At 40.1% G+C, this 21,524-nt stretch carries 21 protein-coding genes and 1 pseudogene; 18 read left to right on the top strand and 4 right to left on the bottom strand.

The features are described from left to right. Window positions 1–2: 2 nt before the first annotated feature. Together A9500_RS03005 and ppdD are read right to left on the bottom strand one after the other, a co-directional pair. Window positions 3–1,382: a GspE/PulE family protein gene (locus tag A9500_RS03005; RefSeq protein ID WP_065243841.1), complete on the bottom strand. Its 1,380-nt coding sequence runs from the start codon at window positions 1,380–1,382 to the stop codon at window positions 3–5. Window positions 1,383–1,388: 6 nt separating this feature from the next. Then, window positions 1,389–1,832: a prepilin peptidase-dependent pilin gene (ppdD, locus tag A9500_RS03010; protein ID WP_065243842.1), complete on the bottom strand. Its 444-nt coding sequence runs from the start codon at window positions 1,830–1,832 to the stop codon at window positions 1,389–1,391. Between the two features lie 144 nt (window positions 1,833–1,976). On the opposite strand from ppdD, the gene ampD reads away from it, so the two are divergent. From ampD to tadA, 6 genes are all read left to right on the top strand, one after another. Then, a complete protein-coding gene (gene ampD / locus A9500_RS03015) occupies window positions 1,977–2,540 on the top strand; it encodes a 1,6-anhydro-N-acetylmuramyl-L-alanine amidase AmpD (protein WP_065243843.1) in 564 nt (187 codons plus the stop codon). A 484-nt stretch (window positions 2,541–3,024) separates the two neighbouring features. After that, on the top strand, window positions 3,025–3,618 hold the full coding sequence (gene rppH / locus A9500_RS03020; protein ID WP_065243844.1) for an RNA pyrophosphohydrolase: 594 nt from the start codon (window positions 3,025–3,027) through the stop codon (window positions 3,616–3,618). Continuing rightward, window positions 3,618–4,412 (top strand): sulfite exporter TauE/SafE family protein, encoded by a 795-nt coding sequence (locus A9500_RS03025; protein WP_065243845.1) that lies wholly within the window; start codon window positions 3,618–3,620, stop codon window positions 4,410–4,412. The genes rppH and A9500_RS03025 overlap by 1 nt, the downstream gene beginning before the upstream one ends. A gap of 8 nt (window positions 4,413–4,420) precedes the next feature. Further along, a complete protein-coding gene (lgt, locus tag A9500_RS03030) occupies window positions 4,421–5,230 on the top strand; it encodes a prolipoprotein diacylglyceryl transferase (protein WP_065243846.1) in 810 nt (269 codons plus the stop codon). A gap of 11 nt (window positions 5,231–5,241) precedes the next feature. Then, window positions 5,242–6,093, top strand: coding sequence for a thymidylate synthase (locus tag A9500_RS03035; RefSeq protein WP_049364941.1), 852 nt, complete (start codon window positions 5,242–5,244; stop codon window positions 6,091–6,093). Window positions 6,094–6,102: 9 nt separating this feature from the next. Further along, complete coding sequence (gene tadA / locus A9500_RS03040; RefSeq protein WP_143421579.1) at window positions 6,103–6,621, top strand: tRNA adenosine(34) deaminase TadA; 519 nt, start codon at window positions 6,103–6,105, stop codon at window positions 6,619–6,621. On the opposite strand, the gene ung is transcribed toward tadA, so the two are convergent. Next, complete coding sequence (gene ung / locus A9500_RS03045; protein WP_257005665.1) at window positions 6,618–7,292, bottom strand: uracil-DNA glycosylase; 675 nt, start codon at window positions 7,290–7,292, stop codon at window positions 6,618–6,620. The two genes, tadA and ung, sit on opposite strands and share 4 nt — an antisense overlap. Window positions 7,293–7,542: 250 nt before the next feature. Between ung and grcA the strand changes: the two genes are divergently transcribed. From grcA to A9500_RS03085, 8 genes are all read left to right on the top strand, one after another. Further along, window positions 7,543–7,926: an autonomous glycyl radical cofactor GrcA gene (gene grcA / locus A9500_RS03050; RefSeq protein ID WP_005697846.1), complete on the top strand. Its 384-nt coding sequence runs from the start codon at window positions 7,543–7,545 to the stop codon at window positions 7,924–7,926. A 168-nt stretch (window positions 7,927–8,094) separates the two neighbouring features. After that, window positions 8,095–9,891: a translation elongation factor 4 gene (lepA, locus tag A9500_RS03055; RefSeq protein WP_054419904.1), complete on the top strand. Its 1,797-nt coding sequence runs from the start codon at window positions 8,095–8,097 to the stop codon at window positions 9,889–9,891. 12 nt (window positions 9,892–9,903) lie between these two features. Next, window positions 9,904–10,953, top strand: coding sequence for a signal peptidase I (gene lepB / locus A9500_RS03060; RefSeq protein ID WP_065243849.1), 1,050 nt, complete (start codon window positions 9,904–9,906; stop codon window positions 10,951–10,953). 1 nt (window position 10,954) lies between these two features. Then, complete coding sequence (gene rnc, locus A9500_RS03065; protein WP_049357777.1) at window positions 10,955–11,638, top strand: ribonuclease III; 684 nt, start codon at window positions 10,955–10,957, stop codon at window positions 11,636–11,638. Continuing rightward, a complete protein-coding gene (gene era / locus A9500_RS03070) occupies window positions 11,635–12,549 on the top strand; it encodes a GTPase Era (RefSeq protein WP_065243850.1) in 915 nt (304 codons plus the stop codon). The genes rnc and era overlap by 4 nt, the downstream gene beginning before the upstream one ends. Window positions 12,550–12,626: 77 nt before the next feature. Further along, the gene (locus A9500_RS03075) at window positions 12,627–13,232 is read left to right on the top strand and encodes a CDP-alcohol phosphatidyltransferase family protein (RefSeq protein WP_065243851.1); all 606 of its coding nucleotides are present in this window, start codon (window positions 12,627–12,629) and stop codon (window positions 13,230–13,232) included. A gap of 11 nt (window positions 13,233–13,243) precedes the next feature. Then, window positions 13,244–13,876 (top strand): lysophospholipid acyltransferase family protein, encoded by a 633-nt coding sequence (locus tag A9500_RS03080; protein WP_065243852.1) that lies wholly within the window; start codon window positions 13,244–13,246, stop codon window positions 13,874–13,876. A 9-nt stretch (window positions 13,877–13,885) separates the two neighbouring features. Continuing rightward, complete coding sequence (locus tag A9500_RS03085; protein WP_179854550.1) at window positions 13,886–14,818, top strand: phosphatidate cytidylyltransferase; 933 nt, start codon at window positions 13,886–13,888, stop codon at window positions 14,816–14,818. Window positions 14,819–14,868: 50 nt separating this feature from the next. On the opposite strand, the gene A9500_RS03090 is transcribed toward A9500_RS03085, so the two are convergent. Beyond that, window positions 14,869–16,083 carry a pyridoxal phosphate-dependent aminotransferase gene (locus tag A9500_RS03090; RefSeq protein ID WP_054419737.1) on the bottom strand — a complete coding sequence of 405 codons (1,215 nt, stop codon included), beginning with the start codon at window positions 16,081–16,083 and terminating at the stop codon, window positions 14,869–14,871. A gap of 154 nt (window positions 16,084–16,237) precedes the next feature. Here A9500_RS03090 and A9500_RS03095 point away from each other — a divergent pair, with 154 nt between their 5' ends. From A9500_RS03095 to A9500_RS03110, 4 genes and pseudogenes are all read left to right on the top strand, one after another. Further along, the gene (locus A9500_RS03095; RefSeq protein WP_065243854.1) at window positions 16,238–17,518 is read left to right on the top strand and encodes an isochorismate synthase MenF; all 1,281 of its coding nucleotides are present in this window, start codon (window positions 16,238–16,240) and stop codon (window positions 17,516–17,518) included. Between the two features lie 5 nt (window positions 17,519–17,523). Further along, entirely contained in the window at window positions 17,524–19,230 is a 1,707-nt protein-coding gene (gene menD / locus A9500_RS03100) for a 2-succinyl-5-enolpyruvyl-6-hydroxy-3-cyclohexene-1-carboxylic-acid synthase (protein ID WP_065243855.1), read from the top strand. 45 nt (window positions 19,231–19,275) lie between these two features. After that, window positions 19,276–20,019 (top strand): 2-succinyl-6-hydroxy-2,4-cyclohexadiene-1-carboxylate synthase, encoded by a 744-nt coding sequence (gene menH / locus A9500_RS03105; RefSeq protein WP_065243856.1) that lies wholly within the window; start codon window positions 19,276–19,278, stop codon window positions 20,017–20,019. Window positions 20,020–20,120: 101 nt separating this feature from the next. Next, window positions 20,121–21,388 (top strand): annotated as a pseudogene (locus tag A9500_RS03110) (MFS transporter). Window positions 21,389–21,524: the final 136 nt, after the last annotated feature.

Genomic DNA, 21,524 nt, shown 5'->3' on the forward strand with positions numbered 1-21,524 from the left:
TCCTATTTTTTACCTAACACACGTTGAATTTCATCAAGATCGGTGATGTTATCTTTTACTTTTTCTAATGCACTTTGATAAAGTGAATCGAAATCAGTTTGGTAACAGTTATTTTCACATTGTAAAAATTGATACACCCCAATACGCCCTTGATACCCCTGATGGCAATCGCAAGACTCACTAAAATGTTGACTGCACTTTAAGCAACGTTTACGCACCAATCGCTGTGCGATAACTAATAAGAGACTATTTTCAATTTCATGAGATTGAATGCCTAGTTGTTGCAAGCGTGAAATTGCTGAGAGGGCATCGTTGGTATGTAAGGTAGAAAGCACTAAATGGCCGGTTTGAGCTGCTCTTAATGCCATTAATGCACTTTCTTCATCTCGAATTTCACCAAGCATAATAATGTCGGGGTCTTGCCGTAAAAATGTACGAAGTAATCGACTAAAGTCTAAACCGATTTGCGGATTCACTTGAGTTTGAATGATGCCTTCTAATTCAATTTCAACGGGATCCTCTGCCGTCATAATATGTTTATCTGGCGTATTGAGCCATTGAAGTGCGGTATAAAGTGAGATACTTTTTCCGCTTCCCGTTGGTCCAGTCACAAGAATTAAACCTTGCGGTTGGCTGAGTGCATGTTGAAATTGGCTTTGTTGGTTTTGTGTCATACCCAACTCAGCAAAACTTAGTTGGACAGGTTTATTTTGTTGTAACCGTAATACCGCTTTTTCTCCCCAATGCGTGGGTAAGGTAGAAAGGCGGAAATCTAAAATATCGGAGAATGTCGTTTTGAATTGAAAGCGGCCATCTTGTGGTAGCCGAGTTTCACTGATATCTAGTTTGGCTAAGAGTTTTAAACGAGAAATCACACGATTGGCGAGTGCTTTACTGATAATCGGCTGTGGTTGGAGTACACCATCAATACGTAAACGAATTAAAAGCCCATTTGGTTGAGTTTCTAAATGAATATCGGAGGCATTTTTTTGCAGGGCTGTTTCAAAAATACCATTTAATAATTGAATAACGGGTTCATCTTCATTAGATAAATTAGCAGTGCTTTCGTCTTCTGAATGATGATAAAACGTCGTTTGCTCTTCTATTTGATTGGCTTTAGGGGCAAGGGATTGTAAAAGTTGTTTGAGTTGGGCTGTTTCAAATAAAATCGGTTCAACTAATTTTCCACTTAAAAAAGCAAAGGTTTCACAAGCCGCAAGATTATTCAGCGAATCCACGGCAAGCCATAAATGGTGCTCGTCTTCTTTAAGAGGGAGCGCAAAGTAACGTAACAGCAATGCTTGTTGCTGTTGGTTTTGTTGCCAATATTGTGGCGAGATATGATAAATCTCGCCATTTTTTGCGATTGCTTGATAGGCCATGTTTCGCTATTTGGTAGGAGAGCAGAAACCCGCAGGGAATAAATCCACATTGCTTGGGCAAGCGGTTGTCCAAGTGACACCTGATGAGGTTGAGCCTGTCGCCGTTAAAGAATAACTGATCCCATCCAATGTGCCATTTCCTGTTACCGTAATCACACCCGATTTCGTGGTAATGGATTTAACATAGCCTTTTGCAGTAGTGATGTCTGCTGCAATGCCATTTGAACCACCAGAACAGTTTGTTGGGGCATTGGTGCTATAGACACATAATTCCACATCAGATTTATAAGGTGCAGAAGCTTGCAACAATTCGGAGATGGCTGCTTTTTTGGTATAATTTTGATAAGACGGAATGGCGATCGTCGCGAGAATAGCAATAATCGCAATCACGATCATCAATTCAATTAACGTAAAACCTTTATGTAAGGGTTTAGAAAAAGTCAGTTTCATTAAATTAAATTTCCTTTTGGTTGAATAAAAAAATGCCAGAATTTTGGCTGCAACATTGTGTAAAAGGGAAAGATGAAAGTAAAACTGACCGCACTTCTTTTGCGATCGAGATCGCAAAAATGAAATTTAATCGCAGAAAAACAGATGAATAAGATAAAAAATGGCTGGTTAAGCCAAACAAGAAAAGTAATTTCACCACATTTTGATGAACGTCCTGATGTAGAGGATATTTCATTACTCGTCATTCATTACATCAGTTTGCCGCCAGAACAATTTGGTGGGGGATATGTAGATGATTTTTTCCAAGGAAAACTCGATCCCACTATCCATCCTTATTTTGAAGAGATTTATCAATTTCGCGTGTCTGCCCATTGTTTAATTGAACGGGATGGCAAGGTGACGCAATATGTGAGTTTCGATGATAGAGCATGGCATGCGGGGCTTTCTTGCTTTGAAGGTCGGGATAAATGCAATGATTTTGCGATTGGGATTGAGCTAGAGGGCAGTAATGAACAACCTTTTACAGCGGAACAATACCAAGTGCTTGCTGCATTAACACGAGATATCATGCAAGCTTATCCGAAAATAACGCTCGATCGTATTGTCGGGCATTGCGATATTTCGCCTGGTCGTAAGATCGATCCAGGTCAATATTTTGAATGGGAACGCTATTTAGCGTTAGTCAAAAAAGGTTTGGATGAAAAATAACCACTAAAATTTTTACTTGAGTGTGAATAAGATGATTTCTGTGAATAAGCATTATCTTAATGAAATTAAAGATAAAATTTCTTCTCAAAAATCGATGGTAAAATGCTAAGAAGAGTTATGCAACAGTCACCATTTGCTCAATCACAATTTTATCCACAGAAATATTGAATAACTCACAGCTGTTATTTCTTCACCAAGCCAGGAATGTTTAAACTAAAAAATGGCTGAATTTTTGACCGCACTTTGATGAGAAAAAGTGCGGTCATTTTTTTTGGAAAATTTTTGATTAAAGGTTATGCAAAAATGAAAAAAATGAAGTGTGAAAAGCGGTTTTTAATTTTTATACACAGTTAAATTTAGACTATCCAAGCGTTACCCACAGAGTTATCCACAATAGGGTAAATATGCCCATTCGGTTGATAAAAAAGCGAATTTATGAAACAATCTGCAAATTATTTTTGTACAAAATTTAAGGTGAACGATAGTGATCGATTTTGATGGCTACCGTCCAAATGTAGGCATTGTCATTTGTAATCGCAAAGGGCAGGTGCTTTGGGCTAAACGATACGGGCAGAATTCGTGGCAATTCCCGCAAGGCGGAATTAATGATAATGAAAGTGCCGAACAAGCCATGTATCGTGAATTATATGAAGAGGTTGGTTTGCAACCCAAAGATGTGAAGGTGCTTTACGCGTCTAAACATTGGTTGCGTTATAAGCTGCCGAAAAGATTGCTGCGTTATGACAGCAAACCCGTGTGTATTGGGCAAAAACAACGTTGGTTTTTGTTGCAATTAGTGGGTGATGAAAAAAATATTAATATGAACACAACTAAATCCCCCGAATTTGATGGTTGGCGTTGGGTGAGTTTTTGGTATCCCGTACGTCAGGTTGTGTCCTTTAAGAAAGATGTTTATCGCAAAGCGATGAAAGAGTTTGCTCAAGTGATGTTTGGCAACGAAAAAACATTACTTGAAAATACGCAGGAGCATGAGACAAATAAACCTTATCATGCGCCACGTAAAAATGGTTCTTCTAAATATCAAAAACGTTCATTTTATAAATCAAGGGGGCAATAATGCTCACTTTTATTCTACTTTGTTTACTTGTCGGGTCGGTTGTTGGTTTTCTCGCTGGATTATTTGGCATTGGTGGTGGGTTAATTATCGTCCCAACCTTGGTTTATTTATTGCCGATGATAGGTGTGCCTGAACCCTTGCTGATGTCCGCTGCATTAGGAACTTCATTTGCGACCATTGTGATTACCGGATTTTCTTCTGCGCAGCGTCATCATAAACTAGGCAATATAGTCTGGAGTGCCGTGAAAGTATTGGCACCGATGGTGATGATCTCAGTCTTTATCTCTGGTTTGTTTATTGGCAAACTTGATCGTGATGTATCAGCCAAAATCTTTGCCTGTTTAGTCGTATATTTAGCGGCAAAAATGGTGATTTCTATTAAGAAAAACACAGGGAAAACCAAACCTTTAACAACACAAGCATCTGTTATCGGTGGTATTTTAATTGGGATGGCATCAAGTGCAGCAGGCGTTGGCGGTGGTGGTTTTATCGTGCCATTTTTAAATTCCCGCGGGATTGATATGAAAAAAGCCATCGGTTCTTCTGCATTCTGTGGGGCACTTCTTGGTTTATCAGGCATGTTTAGCTTTATGGTGAGTGGTTGGGGTAATCCTACCATGCCAGATTATTCCCTAGGCTATGTTTATTTGCCTGCCGTGCTTGGTATTACGGGCACTTCATTCTTCACTTCTAAACTAGGGGCAACAGCCACCTCCAAACTCCCTGTCCCAACCTTGAAAAAAGGCTTTGCCTTGCTATTAGTTGCGATCGCAGTTGATATGTTTATTAAATAAGGAATGTTATGAATTCAGAATTTTTGATGCTTCCGCATTTTGATCCGACTATTTTTACTTTTGGTAATAGCAATATAGGGCTGCGTTGGTATGGCTTAATGTATCTATTAGGCTTTATCTTTGCGCGCTGGCTAGCGGTTCGTCGTGCCAATCAACCAAATAGTGGTTGGACTGTGGATCAAGTGGATACGTTACTTTTTAATGGCTTTATGGGCGTGTTCTTAGGTGGTCGCATTGGGGATGTCTTCTTCTATAATTTTGATCATTTTGTGCAAGATCCGCTGTATTTATTTCGTGTTTGGGAAGGGGGAATGTCATTCCACGGTGGATTAATTGGGGTGATTATCTCAATGATTTGGACCTCTTATTCTCAAAAAAGAAGCTTTTGGCAAACGGCAGATTTTGTAGCGCCTTTGATTCCATTTGGTTTAGGGATGGGACGAATTGGTAACTTCATTAATTTAGAACTTTGGGGACGAGAAACCAATGTTCCTTGGGCTATGATTTTCCCAAATGATCCATTGTTATTACCACGCCATCCTTCACAGCTTTATGAAGCATTTTTAGAAGGTTTTGTACTGTTTATTATTCTGAATGTCTTTATTAAAAAGTCTCGCCCAGCAGGTTCGGTAGCAGGATTATTCCTTGTTGGTTACGGGATTTTCCGTTTTATCGTTGAATATGTCCGTGAGCCGGAAGTTGAATCTTTCTTAGGCATCATGACACGTGGCCAAGCTCTTAGCTTACCGATGATTATTGGTGGTGGATTAATTATGGCATGGGCATACAATCGCGCAAAAAGTGCGGTTCATCAGTAAGGAGTTTTTTTATGAAACAATATTTAGATCTTTGTCGACGCATTGTGAATGAAGGTGAGTGGGTTGCTAATGAGCGTACTGGCAAGCGTTGCCTTACTGTGATTAATGCAGATTTAGAATATGATGTTGCCAATAATCAATTCCCCTTAATTACCACGCGAAAAAGCTATTGGAAAGCAGCGATTGCGGAATTTTTAGGTTATATCCGTGGTTATGATAATGCCGCGGACTTCCGCAAGCTTGGCACCAAAACATGGGATGCAAATGCCAATGAAAATGCCGCTTGGCTTGCCAATCCACATCGTAAAGGCACCGATGATATGGGACGCGTTTATGGTGTGCAAGGTAGAGCATGGCGTAAACCGAATGGCGAAACCATCGATCAACTTCGTAAAATTGTGAACAATTTAAGCCGAGGGATTGATGACCGCGGTGAAATTTTGACTTTCTTCAATCCAGGCGAATTTGATCTAGGCTGCTTGCGCCCTTGCATGCACACACATACTTTCTCTTTAGTAGGCGATACATTGCACTTAACGAGCTACCAACGCTCTTGTGATGTGCCACTTGGCTTAAACTTCAATCAAATTCAGGTCTTTACTTTCCTTGCTTTGATGGCGCAAATTACCGGCAATAAACCGGGTAAGGCATATCATAAAATTGTAAATGCGCATATTTATGAAGACCAACTTGAGTTAATGCGTGATGTGCAATTAAAACGTGAACCATTCCCTTCACCACAATTAGAAATTAATCCTGATATTAAAACCCTTGAAGATCTTGAAACTTGGGTCACGATGGATGATTTCAAGGTGGTGGGGTATCAATCTCACGAACCAATTAAATATCCTTTCTCAGTTTAGGCATTCAAAGTGCGGTCAGATTTAGACGAGAAATTTATGCAACACGCTCTGATGCTTGCCGATCGTGCAGAGGCACTCGGCGAGATTCCAGTCGGGGCGGTGTTAGTGGATGATGAAGGAAATATTCTCGGTGAAGGCTGGAATTTATCTATCATTGAAAATGATCCGACCGCTCACGCTGAAATTGTCGCATTGCGTAATGCCGCACAACATATTCAAAATTATCGTCTGCTCAATACCACACTCTATGTCACCCTTGAGCCTTGTACCATGTGTGCTGGCGCGATTTTGCATAGCCGCATTAAACGTTTAGTCTTTGGGGCGTCAGATTATAAAACGGGCGCTGTAGGCTCTCGTTTCCACTTCTTTGATGATTATAAAATGAATCACGCACTAGAAATTACATCTGGTGTGTTGGCAGAAAAGTGCGGTCAGAAATTGAGTGATTTTTTCAAAAAAAGACGAGAACAGAAAAAGGAAGAGAAGCGGGAAAAAAATCTCCCGCTTGATGTTGAGCCACAATCTTAAACTTGCCAATCAATTTCAGTTAAACCATGTTGTTTTAAGTATTCGTTGGCTTTAGAAAAGTGATGGCATCCTAGAAAACCACGATGTGCAGAAAGAGGGGAAGGGTGCGGGGCAGTTAAAACATAATGACGATTGCGATCAATAAATTGCCCTTTTTTCTGTGCATGACTTCCCCAAAGTAAAAATACTACTTTTTCACGGTGTTCATTAAGTGCCGCAATCACTTGATCCGTAAATACTTCCCAACCAAATTTAGCGTGTGAATGTGCCATGCCGCGCTCTACAGTTAGCACAGTGTTAAGCAACAGTACACCTTGCTCCGCCCATTTCACCAAGTAACCATGATTTGGCATTTGAAAACCAGGAATGTCGTTAGCCAATTCTTTATACATATTCAGTAAAGAAGGGGGAATTGCAACCTCAGGTTTCACCGAAAAAGCTAAGCCGTGCGCTTGATTTGGGCCGTGATAGGGATCCTGTCCTAAAATGACAACTTTCACCTCATCAAATGCCGTATATTTAAAGGCATTAAACACTTCGTCTTGTGGTGGGTAAATGGTTTTTCCGGCAAGTCGCTCTTGATGCACTTGTTGTAGAATGTGTTTAAAGTAAGGTTTTTCTTTCTCTTGACCGATAACATCTGTCCAGGTTTTCATTCTGTATTTCCTTATTGGATAAGCTTGGAGACATTATAAATGAAATTGCTGAGAAAGGCTTTATTTGAGAACAATGTTAATATTTTGTTAAAATCATGGGCATATTGAGTTTTTGTTACGACTAAAACTTTAATCTAGATCAATTTTAAAAAATTAGTCATAAAAAAGAACCTGTTTTAGGTCAAAATTAATTGAATTCTTCAAATAGTTTGATAAAATTTGCACAGTTTAATAAATATACAACCGCCAAATTAGGAGGCACTTTATGATCAAAGGTATTCAAATTACTCAAGCAGCAAATGACAATCTTTTAAACTCATTCTGGTTATTAGACAGCGAAAAAAATGAAGCTCGTTGTTTATGTGCAAAAGCTGAATTCGCAGAAGACCAAGTAGTAGCAGTAAGCGAATTAGGTCAAATCGAATATCGTGAATTACCGGTAAATGTAGCACCAACTGTTAAAGTTGAAGGTGGTCAACACTTAAACGTAAACGTATTACGTCGTGAAACGTTAGAAGATGCAGTAAACAACCCGGATAAATACCCACAATTAACTATCCGTGTTTCTGGTTACGCAGTACGTTTCAACTCTTTAACACCAGAACAACAACGCGACGTTATTACTCGTACTTTCACTGAAAGCCTATAATTTCAGTTTGAATGAAAAAAGAAACCCCGAAGTAATTCGGGGTTTTGTTTTATCTAAAAGGTTTGAAAATTTGACCGCACTTTTCCCTTTCATCCCTAGCGATTTCCGCGCTTTTCAGGTACAATCCGCCAGTTAAATTTAATGATTTTTGAGAAAACTAATCTATTTATGAAGAATATTCGCAACTTTTCTATTATTGCCCATATTGACCACGGTAAATCGACCCTTTCTGATCGATTAATTCAGACCTGTGGGGGCCTTTCGGATCGTGAAATGGAAGCGCAAGTGTTGGATTCCATGGATCTTGAGCGTGAGCGCGGTATTACCATTAAAGCGCAGAGCGTAACCTTAAATTATCAAGCCAAAGACGGTGAAACATACCAATTAAACTTTATCGATACACCAGGACACGTGGACTTCTCTTATGAAGTATCGCGTTCTCTTGCGGCTTGTGAAGGGGCATTGTTAGTTGTGGATGCGGGACAAGGCGTAGAAGCCCAAACCTTGGCAAACTGCTATACTGCCATTGAAATGGATTTAGAAGTAGTACCGATTTTGAATAAAATCGACTTACCAGCGGCAGATCCTGAACGTGTTGCAGAAGAAATTGAAGACATCGTGGGTATTGATGCGATGGAAGCGGTACGTTGTTCAGCTAAAACCGGTGTGGGTATCGAAGATGTATTAGAAGAAATCGTTGCGAAAATTCCTGCGCCAGAAGGTGATCCTGATGCACCGTTACAAGCATTGATTATTGACTCTTGGTTCGATAACTATTTAGGCGTGGTGTCATTAGTTCGTATCAAAAATGGCGTGTTGCGTAAAGGCGATAAAATCAAAGTAATGTCTACCGGACAGGCTTACAACGTTGATCGTTTAGGGATTTTTACGCCAAAACAAGTGGATACGACGATATTAAATACCGGCGAAGTGGGTTGGGTTGTTTGTGCAATTAAAGATATTTTAGGTGCACCGGTAGGAGATACCTTAACGCATCAACACAATCCTGCAAGCCATGTATTACCAGGCTTTAAGAAAGTAAAACCGCAGGTTTATGCTGGATTATTCCCAGTTAGCTCTGACGATTATGAAGCTTTCCGTGATGCGTTGGGTAAATTAAGCCTAAACGATGCATCACTTTTCTATGAACCAGAGAATTCAACCGCTTTAGGTTTTGGTTTCCGTTGTGGTTTCTTAGGGCTTTTACACATGGAGATCATTCAAGAGCGTTTAGAGCGTGAATATGATCTTGATTTGATTACCACAGCGCCAACTGTAATTTATGAAGTTGAAATGACGAGTGGTGAAGTGGTTTATGTGGACAGTCCAGCGAAATTACCGCCATTGAATAATATTTCAGAGATTCGCGAGCCTATCGCGGAATGTAATATGTTGGTACCACAGGAATTCTTAGGTAACGTAATTACCCTTTGTGTGGAAAAACGTGGCGTACAGACCAATATGGTGTATCACGGTAACCAAATTGCGTTAACTTATGAAATCCCAATGGGCGAAGTGGTATTGGATTTCTTCGACCGCTTGAAATCAACATCGCGTGGTTATGCGTCTTTGGATTATGGTTTCAAACGTTTCCAAGCGGCGGACATGGTGCGAGTGGATATTATGATCAACGGTGATCGTGTTGATGCGTTAGCGTTAATTGTTCATAAAGATAATGCACCTTATCGTGGTCGTGAGTTAGTTGAAAAAATGCGTGAGCTGATTCCACGTCAACAATTTGATATCGCGATCCAAGCTGCGATTGGTAACCACATTATTGCGCGTTCAACCGTAAAACAATTGCGTAAAAACGTATTAGCAAAATGTTATGGTGGTGACGTGAGTCGTAAGAAAAAACTCTTACAGAAACAGAAAGAGGGTAAAAAACGAATGAAGTCTTTAGGTAACGTGGAAGTACCGCAAGAAGCGTTTTTAGCGATCTTACATGTAGGTAAAGATAAATAGGAAAGTAGAGTAATGTCGAATGTATTTTTTATTCTGTTGTTAGCCGTGGGATTTGCTGGTTGGAAAGCGTTAGACCATTTCCAGCTGCCTAACACATTCAGTATTTTATTGCTGATTTTGACCGCACTTTCTGGCATTTTATGGTGCTATCACCGTTTCGCCGTGATGCCGAGACGTCGTCGTCAAATCGCACGAGCAGAACAACGTTCAGGCAAAGCGTTAACGGATGAAGAAAAAGCAAAAATTGAGCCAATTTCAGAAGGTTCGGAATTTATTTCTTCACTTTTCCCTGTGTTATCTGTAGTGTTTCTTGTACGTTCATTTATTTTTGAGCCGTTTCAAATTCCATCAGGATCAATGGAAGCAACATTGCGTGTAGGGGATTTCCTTGTTGTTAATAAATACACTTATGGTATCAAAGATCCGATTTTCCAAAATACGATTATTGAAGGTAATAAGCCAGAACGTGGTGATGTAATTGTATTCAAAGCTCCAGAGCAAGCATTACTTCATACAAGCTTAGGTACAACGAGAGCAGCGTATGCTGAAAATCTTGCGTTAACATCCAAAGACAATATGTCAGGCGTAGATTATATTAAACGTATTGTGGGTAAAGGTGGCGATCGAATTATCCTTGATGTTGAAAAAAGTGCTTTAACAATTGTTCATGGTAAAGATGGCAAACCTTGTGAAATAGACTGCCAAGCGAAAGTGTTTGAATATAAACAAGAACCAACTAATCCAGCATTCCCAACTCAAGTGGAATATCTGGAAATCGGCGATGTGACACATACGATTTTAGTTGAGCCAATGCGCCGTTATTCGGGGATTGAGTTCTATCCACAAGAAGGTTTACCTGCTGCAGAATGGATTGTGCCTGAAGGGCAGTATTTTGTGATGGGTGATAACCGTGATCATAGTGATGACAGCCGTTTTTGGGGATTTGTACCGGAAAAAAATATTGTGGGTAAAGCCACTTATATTTGGATGAGTTTAGAAAAAGAACCAAATGAGTGGCCAACGGGCTTCCGTTTCGACCGTTTCTTTACGAAAATTAATTAATATGAATCATTTAGATCGATTAGAACGAAAAATTGGTTATCAATTTTCCGATCTAAAACACTTAAAATTGGCACTGACACACCGCAGTGCCTCCACTCAACATAATGAACGCCTAGAATTTCTAGGCGATTCGATTCTCAATTATGTCATTGCAGACGCGCTTTATCATCAATTTCCTCGTTGTAATGAAGGTGAACTTAGCCGTATGCGCGCAACATTAGTGCGTGAGCCTACACTGGCAATGATTGCCCGAAATTTTGAGCTTGGGGATTATATGTCCTTAGGCTCTGGTGAGCTAAAAAGCGGGGGCTTTCGCCGAGAATCTATTTTAGCTGATTGTGTTGAAGCGGTAATTGGCGCAATGGCATTGGATTCAAGCTTTGATAAAGCGGCAGATATAGTGCGTAGTTGGTATAAAACCTTATTGGCTGAAATTAAGCCAGGCGATAACCAAAAAGATGCCAAAACACGTTTACAAGAGTATTTACAAGGTAAGCATTTCGCCTTGCCAACTTATGAAGTGATTAAAATTGAAGGGGAGGCTCATTGCCAAACCTTCACCGTGGAATGTACGGTAAAAAACGTACCAAATATTGACCGCACTTTTATTGCAAAAGGTTCTAGCCGCCGTAAAGCAGAACAAGCGGCCGCAGAACAAATTTTAAAAATATTGGAAATAAAATGATCGAATTAAATCAAGAACAAGAGACCTATTGTGGTTTTATTGCCATTGTAGGCCGCCCAAATGTAGGGAAATCCACCCTGTTAAACAAAATTTTGGGTCAAAAAATCTCGATTACTTCCCGCAAGGCACAAACCACGCGTCACCGTATTGTGGGAATTAAAACCGAAGGCATCTACCAAGAAATTTATGTGGATACGCCGGGACTTCATATCGAAGAAAAACGGGCGATTAACCGTTTAATGAATCGTGCAGCCAGCTCAGCGATCGGGGATGTGGATCTTATTATTTTTGTCGTGGATGGCACACATTGGAATGCCGATGATGAAATGGTGTTAAACAAATTACGTAATGCCAAAGCGCCTGTTGTACTCGCTATCAACAAAGTTGACAATGTTAAGAATAAAGATGATTTATTGCCATTTATTACAGAATTAGGCAGTAAGTTTGATTTCGCACACATTGTGCCGATTTCTGCACAACGTGGTAATAACGTGCATCAATTAGAGAAAATTGTTCGTCAGTCCTTACGTAAAGGCGTTCATCACTTCCCTGAAGATTACGTGACCGATCGTTCACAACGTTTTATGGCGTCGGAAATTATCCGTGAAAAATTGATGCGCTTTACCGGTGAGGAATTACCTTATTCTGTGACTGTTGAAATTGAACAATTCAAAGTAAATGAGCGTGGTACTTACGAGATTAATGGTTTGATTTTAGTTGAGCGTGAAGGTCAAAAGAAAATGGTGATTGGTGCTCAAGGACAAAAAATTAAAACCATTGGTATGGAAGCGCGCGCTGACATGGAACGCTTATTTGATAATAAAGTACATCTAGAACTTTGGGTCAAAGTGAAGTCTGGTTGGGCGGACGATGAACGCGCCTTAAGAAGTTTGGGGTATATGGACGAATAAAAACTTGAGTAATACTCTATACTATTCTATTATTAGCGAAATTTTTATGTTTACTAATAAAAACAAGGAGATGGTAGATGAGTATCTATGCCTTAAAACCCAAATTTCAGAATTTACTTCGGCCTTTAGTTAGGCAATTAGCAGCAAAAGGCGTAACAGCAAATCAAGTTACGCTAATTGCTTGCTTACTTTCAATTTTATTAGGTGTGGTTCTCGCACTATTCCCGACATTTTCAACTCTTTTCTTCCTTATTCCTATTTGGTTGTTTTTGCGTATGGCGTTAAATGCTGTTGATGGCATGCTAGCGCGTGAGTTTAATCAAAAAAGTCGATTAGGGGGTTATCTTAATGAAATTACTGATGTCGTCTCTGATGCAGCACTTTACCTTCCTTTTGCTTTTGTCGCGCCTTTTGATGGAGTTCAAATCTCAAGTATTATTTGGCTTGCGGCGTTGAGTGAGTTATGTGGAATCTTGGGGCAAGTTCAAGGCAAAACACGTCGTTATGATGGTCCAATGGGTAAAAGCGATCGTGCGTTTGTGTTTGGTGTACTCGGTTTACTCTATGCGGTGAATGGTAGCTTGCATTCACTTTTCTGGTGGGTAGCCAATATCCTGATTATCTTGCTCATCGTGACTTGTATTAAGCGAGTAAAAAATGGATTAGCGGAAGTTGCGGAGTAATAGGAGTAAATATGATCGCGAGATTAATCGATTTTTTATTGTGTCGTTTTGCCTCTTTTATTACAGGTGTTCGACCTCAAGCAGCGATAGCTGAACAATCTTCAGAAGGGCATCGTGTCTATTTTGCCAATCATAACAGCTATGGTGATTTCATCTTACTTTGGATTTCATTACCTTATGAAGTGAGAAAACAAACTCGCCCTGTCGCAGGCAAAGATTATTGGACAAAAGGCGCAATTCGTCGTTTTTTAGCCAATAAAGTGTTTAATATGTTGCTTATTGAGCGTAATAGCCAAGATCCACAAGCGGCAATACGACAAATGACGGAAGCATTGGAGAATGATTCGCTTATTCTTTTCCCTGAAGGAACCCGTAAAACGGATGATGATTTGCCTCTCCAACCCTTTAAAAGTGGCTTGTATTATCTAGCAAAAGAAAATCTTGATTGTGAATTTGTCCCAGTTTGGATTAGTAATATGAATAATGTTTTACCAAAAGGCTTTATTTTGCCGATCCCATTGTTATGTGATCTTTATGTAGGTGAACCATTAAAGCTTGAGATAGATGAGACTAAAGGTGAATTTTTAACACGCGCTCAATCGGCATTATTAAGTTTAAACATCAGTGAAAAAGGCAAATCTTAGGAGTAAATGATGACGGAAATATGGCAACTCTTCGGTGGTTTATTTATCGCCTTAATTTTTGCTTCCACCGTGGGATATATTTTAAAACGCAGATCGGGCGTGGATACACCAAATAGCGTTATTGATAACCTGAATGCACGCATCAATGCTTGGTGGGTGATGATTGGGATTATCTTTATTGCGAGCTTATTAGGCTTTTATGGCGTGATTGTGCTCTTTTTGATCATTTCATTTATGGGATTGCGTGAGTTTCTTTCTCTATTGAATATTCGTCGAGGCGATCATCTTGCACTCGCCGCCTGTTTTTATGTGATCTTGCCATTGCAATATTTTTTAGTCGCCATTGATTGGTTTAGTATGTTTACTATCTTCATTCCAGTATATGGCTTCTTATTTTTACCGATTCTTTCAGCATTACTGGGTGACCCTGCGAATTTCTTAGATCGTTCTACGAAAATTCAGTGGGCATTGATGATTAGTGTATTTTGTATTTCACATATTCCGGCTTTACTGACACTTGATATCTCTGGTTATGAAGGAAAAAATCTTTTATTAATGATTTTCTTAATCTTGGTGGTACAGTCTAGTGATGTGTTGCAATACGTTTGGGGTAAACTCTTCGGCAAACATAAAATTGCGCCAACCTTATCCCCATCCAAAACAGTAGAAGGCTTTGTTGGCGGTGTATTAAGTGCAAGTTTATTAGGTATGCTACTTCATTGGATGACACCATTTAATGCATGGCAGGCGTTTTTAATGAGCATGTTAATTTGCCTAATGGGATTCTTGGGTGGACTCGTGATGTCAGCAATGAAACGCAGTATGGGCGTGAAAGACTGGGGGAATATGATCAGCGGTCATGGCGGTATTTTAGATCGTATGGATTCGCTTTGTTTCTCCGCACCAATTTTCTTCCATGTTGTGCGTTATTTCTGGGCTTAGTCATAAATCATAAAATAAAAAAAGAGCGGTTAATTAACCGCTCTTTTTTATTATTGCTGATAAGTTTCTAAGAACCGAGCCAGTTTGCCAATCGCTTCTTCTAATTGGCCAGCATAAGGGAGAGTCACCACACGGAAGTGATCAGGCGAGTGCCAGTTAAAGCCTTTACCATGTACTAAAAGCACTTTCTCTTTGCGTAGTAAATCGAGTACAAATTTTTCATCACTATGAATGTTGAATTTTTTGATGTCGAGTTTCGGGAACATATACATTGCCCCCATTGGTTTTACGCAGCTAACACCAGGGATTTGAGTGAGCAACTCGTAGGCTTTATTACGTTGCTCAAGTAAACGACCGCCAGGTTGAATAAATTCATTAATGCTTTGATAGCCACCTAATGCGGTTTGAATCGCATGCTGCATTGGTACGTTTGCGCATAAACGCATAGATGCCAGCATATCTAAGCCTTCAATATAGCCTTTTGCGTGTTGTTTTGGACCATTTAAAATCATCCAGCCTTGACGGAAACCCGCAACCCGATACGCTTTTGATAAACCATTGAATGTAATCGTTAATACATCTGGTGCAAGGGCGGCGATATGATGGTGGACAGCACCATCGTAGAGAATTTTGTCATAAATTTCATCCGCAAAAATAATCAGATTATTTTCACGTGCTACTTCGATAATTTCTTCGAGCAATGCTTTACTGTATACCGCACCAGTCGGGTTATTTGGGTTGATCACCACGATAGCTTTTGTTTTGGCATTGACTTTCGCGCGAATATCATCAATAGCAGGGAACCAGCCTGCTTCTTCATCACATAAATAATGTACCGCTTTTCCACCAGAAAGCGTCACAGCCGCTGTCCATAACGGATAATCTGGCATTGGGACTAATACCTCATCACCATCATTAAGAAGGGCTTGCATTGACATGGTAATCAATTCAGACACACCATTCCCGATGTACACATCGTTTACCGTTGAATCATGAATACCTTTGGATTGGTAGTATTGCACGATAGCTTTACGTGCGGAATACAAGCCTTTAGAGTCACAATAACCTTGTGCAGAAGGTAAGTTGCGGATTACATCGACTAAAATTTCATCTGGCGCTTCAAAGCCAAATGGGGCAGGGTTACCGATATTCAGTTTTAAGATTTTGTTGCCTTCTTCTTCTAGGCGTAAAGCTTCTTTGTGAACCGGTCCGCGAATATCGTAGCAAACGTGTTCTAATTTGTCTGATTTTGGAAATGAGCGCATTAATAACATCCTATGATAATTAGATTTTCATTCAAAAATTGTGTCTAATTTACGCTTAAATTCTTATCTTGAAAAGATTTAATAAAAAAATTTTTTGAATGTATTAAAGTGCGGTAGAATATGGGCTAATTTTTTGTGTATTTTATTATTTTTCATGGGCCCTTTAGAACAAGCTAAATCTGCGATAATTCGCCAATTTGACGCTTTGGCGACAACGGATCAGCAAGCATCTATTGTACATCTTCAAACGAAGGTGGAATCGGATGTTGATCTTTTGGCGTGGATGAAAGGGCAGTCAGTCTATCCGCAATTTTATTTGCGTTTTCGTGATAAAGCTAAAACCGTCGCTGCCGTGGGTAAAGTGCGGTCATTTTCAGATGTGAATTTGGCACAGCAATTTATTCAAGAGCATGATTTCCCTTTAGTGGGTGGTTTACAGTTCCAAGGTGAAAGTCAGTTTATTTTGCCTCAAGTTTTAATTGAACAGCAAAATGGTGAGACCGTGGTTTCAGTTTTGGTTGAAACAAATGAGCTTGCTTCGGCAAAAACGATTTTGAATTCATTTGAAAAAATGACCGCACTTTTACCGCTCAATCAATTAACCATCGAAAGTGTAGCGCCAAAAGCGAATCAAGACACGTGGTGTGATTGGGTCAATCAAGCGCTCACTCGAATTCGACAAGGGGAATTAACCAAGCTTGTCTTAGCAAATGAAACGGTATTTCACATTCAGGGCGAATTAAACGGAAAAGATTTTCTTGCTGCAAGCCAAGCCAAAAATAGCGGTTGTTACCATTTTCTATGGGCAGATAACGCCCAAAACTGTTTTGTGGGATCGACACCAGAGCGCCTGTTTGCACGAGATAATCGTCTGTTATTTACAGAAGCCCTTGCGGGCACTGCTCCTGTTAGCGATAATCCACTTGAAAATGATGAACGAGCAAATTGGCTGCTAAATGATGAAAAAAATCTCAATGAAAACTGGTTGGTAGTTGAGGATATTTCACAAAATATCAGTCACTTAGTGGAACAAATTACCGTTGATGATGTCGCATTAAAGCCATTGCGAAAAGTGCAGCATTTGATTCGAAAAATGCAAGCAAAGTTGACCGCACTTTGTACGGATGCAGATTTGTTGAAAGCGATCCATCCAACGGCCGCAGTGTCAGGCTTACCTCAACAACAAGCGAAGAAAGCACTGGCTGAAATTGAAACTTTTGATCGTAGTTGGTATGCGGGAACATTAGGATTGATGACCCCAAATCTCTCGGAATTTTGTGTCACCATTCGTTCAGCTTTTATTGAAGAAAACCAAGTGCGTGTATTTGCTGGCGCCGGTATTGTGGAAGGCTCACAACCTGTAGAAGAGTGGTTGGAAATTGAACGTAAAGCGGCAGGGCTCATTTCCCTGTTTGCAGAGAATAACGGAGAATAAGAAGAATGTCTGTAAGCGTATTTAATCGTTGTTGGTCAAAGGTGATCTTAGAAACCCTGGTTCGCCAAGGGGTTAGTCACTTTTGTATTGCGCCAGGTTCACGATCAACACCTTTAACGCTAGAAGCTGTGCGTTTACAAAATGCCTCTCGAGCAACGTGTCATAGTCACTTTGATGAACGTGGCTTAGGCTTTTTTGCCTTGGGTATTGCAAAATTTACGCAAGCGCCTGTTGCTGTGATTGTGACCTCAGGGACTGCGGCAGCAAATTTATATCCAGCGATTATTGAAGCTCGCCAAACAGGCGTGAATTTAATTATTCTTACCGCTGATCGTCCACCTGAATTATGGGAATGTGGTGCGAATCAAGCGATCGTGCAACAAAATATGTTTGCAGATTATCCAGTGGCAAGTGTCAATTTACCGAAGCCTCAAGCCGATTATGCGGCGAAATGGTTAATTTCTACGTTAGAACAAGCTTGCTATAAACAAAAGCAACAACCAGGCGTGGTGCATATTAATGTACCTTTTACTGAGCCACTTTATAATGCCCAAGATCAAGAAATTGACGGTCATCCATGGTTAATGCCAATTCAACGTTGGTTAAGTCAGCCTAAAAATTGGGTTGACCATCAGCCATTGCAACAAGAAGTGTTGATGCACGAGAATTGGGATAGCTGGCGTACAAAACGTGGTGTGATTGTGGCAGGGCAATTAACCCCAGAACAGGCAATGGGGATTAACTCGTGGGCAAATACCATGGGCTGGATTTTGCTGACGGATATTCAATCTGGCGTCGAGCCACTTACCCCTTATGCAGATATTTGGCTAGCAAATCAAACCGTGAAGCAAAAATTGCTTCAAGCAGATATCGTAATCCAATTTGGTTCTCGTTTTATCAGTAAACGTATTAACCAATTCTTAGCGGAATTCCAAGGCGAGTTTTGGGTAGTAGAGCAAAGTCAAAATGCAGTTGATCCAAGCCACCATACCCAAACTCGCTTTAATGCAAAAGCACATCATTGGTTGCGAGCACATCCGCCATTGCGTCAAAAACCTTGGTTACTCGAACCACTTGCGCTTTCAAAATTCTGTTCAACTTTTATTGAGCAACAAGTCGGCGGCAATCTTAATGAAGCCTCATTAGCCCATCATATTGAGCGTGTATTGCCTTACAATGGTATTTTGTTCTTAGGAAATAGCCTTTTTGTGCGCTTGGTTGATGCGTTAACGAAACTACCAGAAGGATATCCAATTTTCACTAATCGTGGTGCAAGCGGAATTGACGGTTTATTAGCAACCGCTGCGGGGATTGGTATTGGTTCGAATCAACCTGTAGTGGCGATGATTGGCGATACGTCCACGCTTTATGATTTGAACTCTTTAGCATTATTTAAGAACGTGACTCAACCAACCATTATTTTTGTGATCAATAATAATGGTGGTGCGATCTTTGATATGTTGCCGGTTGATGAAGAGGTAAAAGAACAATTCTATCGCTTGCCACATAATGGTGATTTCTCACAAATTGCGAATATGTTTGGCTTGAAATACGCCTTACCTTACACCTGGGCGGATTTAAGTGCAGTGTTGAAACAGGCTTACACACGTCGTCGTGCTACGCTCATTGAGATAAAAACGAACCCTAGCGATGGCAGTGCAACTTATAAGCGCTTGATTGAACAAATCAGCCACGCTGTAGTTGGTGAATAATTCATTTCCCCTCTTAAATCAGAGGGGATTTTTTTATATGGCATTATGATGAATCTTATCTTCCTCCACGGATTACTTGGTACAAAATCGGACTGGCAAAAAGTCATCGAAAATCTACCGCACTTTCGTTGTCTCTCTCTCGATTTACCGTTTCATGGAGAGAATAAAGCTGTAGCGGTTGAAGATTTTGAGCAAACGGCTCAATTTCTTGAAAGCCAAATACAAAGTCTCATAAAAGATGAACCTTATATCCTTATAGGTTATTCACTTGGTGGGCGAATCGCACAATATTATGTATTGCAGGCTCAAGTGCAAAGAGGTAATTTACAAGCAGTGATTTTAGAAGGGGCGAATTTAGGTTTGCAGTCTAAGCAAGAAAAACAAAGCCGTTTAATTAATGACAAAATGTGGGCTGAGCGTTTTTTCCATGAAAACCCTGAAACCGTGCTAGACGATTGGTATCAACAGCCTGTGTTTTCTCATTTAAATGAACAGCAACGTAAGTCGTTAATTGAAAAGCGAAAAGTTAATTGCGGGGCAAATATTGGTAAGATGTTATTAGCAACTAGCCTTGCCAAACAGCCTGATTTTCGAGAGAAAGTGCGGTCAAGTTTGCTGCCATTTTTCTATTTTTGCGGTGAGCGAGATCAAAAGTTTCGTCAAATGGCAGAGGATAATCAACTCGATTTAACGCTTATCCCTCATGCTGGGCATAATGCTCATTTAGAAAATTCGACATATTTTGCGAAAAAAATTGAAGATATCATTTTAAAAATCGCTAATCCTTAAGGGAAATGCTAGGATTTAGCCCTTTCATTTTATTTGACTCTTAAGGAAGCAAAATGTCCTCATAACTTCGTAATGATCCATTTAAGGTTGCTTTGGCATCCATGGTGGGTACTGCAATTGAATTCTTTGATTATTATATCTATGCAGCTGCGGCTGTATTAGTTTTTAACACGCAATTCTTCCATAGCGGCGATCCGCTTTCAGATGATTTACTTTCTCTTTCCATATTAGCCTTAGCGTTCTTTGCTCGTCCAATTGGCTTCACTTTATTTGGCCACTTTGGTGACAAGATCGGTCGTAATAAAACCTTGGTCGCCTCTTTGGTTTTAATGGGCGGATCTACAGTCGTTATCGGCTTGTTGCCGATTTATTCTCAAATTGGTATTTGGGCCCCGATTTTTTTATGTATCTGCCGTGTCGGTCAAGGAATTGGCCTTGGTGGCCAATGGAGGGCACAGCTCTAGTCGCAACAGAAAATGCCTCAGAAGGAAAACGTGCTTGGTATGGTACATTCCCTCAATTAGGTGCGCCAATAGGTTTATTTGTGGCTAATGCGACCTTCTTCTTAGTGAGCTATTTCTGGGACCAACAAGCCCTTGTTGAGTGGGCATGGCGTATTCCGTTTATCTCTTCTTTAGCCTTAGTTTTAGTTGGGTTATATGTTCGTTTAACCTTACATGAAAGCCATGTATTCATTGAAGCGGAAGAAAAGGGGAAAAAATTAAAAGCACCGGTGAGTGTGGTATTCACTAAACACTTTAAACCGATGGTGATTGGTACCTTTATTATGGTGGCGACTTATTCCTTATTCTATATTATGACTGCCTTTGCACAAGCGTATTCTCGTACACCGTCAACCCTTTCAGAAGCGGGTTATCCAATGGGGTTAGGCATTCCTGCCAATACCTTCACCGGATTACTTTTAATGAGTGCAATCGTTTTTGCGATTTTTATCAGCATTTCTGGTCTTTATGCAGATAAAATTGGTCGCCGTAAATGGTTGATTTGGACAACGATCAGCATTTTTATTTTCGCGTTATGCATGCCATTATTCCTTGGAAATGGTACTCCAACCTCCGTATTTGCTTTCTTGGTAATTGGTATGGCATTAATGGGCATGACATTTGGCCCAATGGCAGCGTTATTGCCTGAATTATTCCCAACAGAAGTGCGTTATTCTGGTGCCTCTTTAGCTTACAACATTGCATCGATTATCGGGGCAACTATTGCAGCAATGATTTCATTAAAAATCAATGCGCTTTATGGCTTAATGGGCGTGGGGATTTATTTAGCCATTAATGCATTCTTAACCTTGTTAGCATTATTAGCTTCAAAAGAAACGAAAAATGTCGATTTAACGCAAATCTAGTGACAAATTAATCATGAAGAAGCTGATGTAAATAACATCAGCTTTTTTTATTTGTTGAAAGAATGCAATAAAAAAGAGCGTATTGCTACGCTCTCAGTCGATAAAAGTGCGGTTAAAAACAGCGTGTTTTTAGCGT

Source organism: Haemophilus sp. CCUG 60358 (genome assembly GCF_001679485.1).
Taxonomy (GTDB): Bacteria; Pseudomonadota; Gammaproteobacteria; order Enterobacterales; family Pasteurellaceae; genus Haemophilus_D.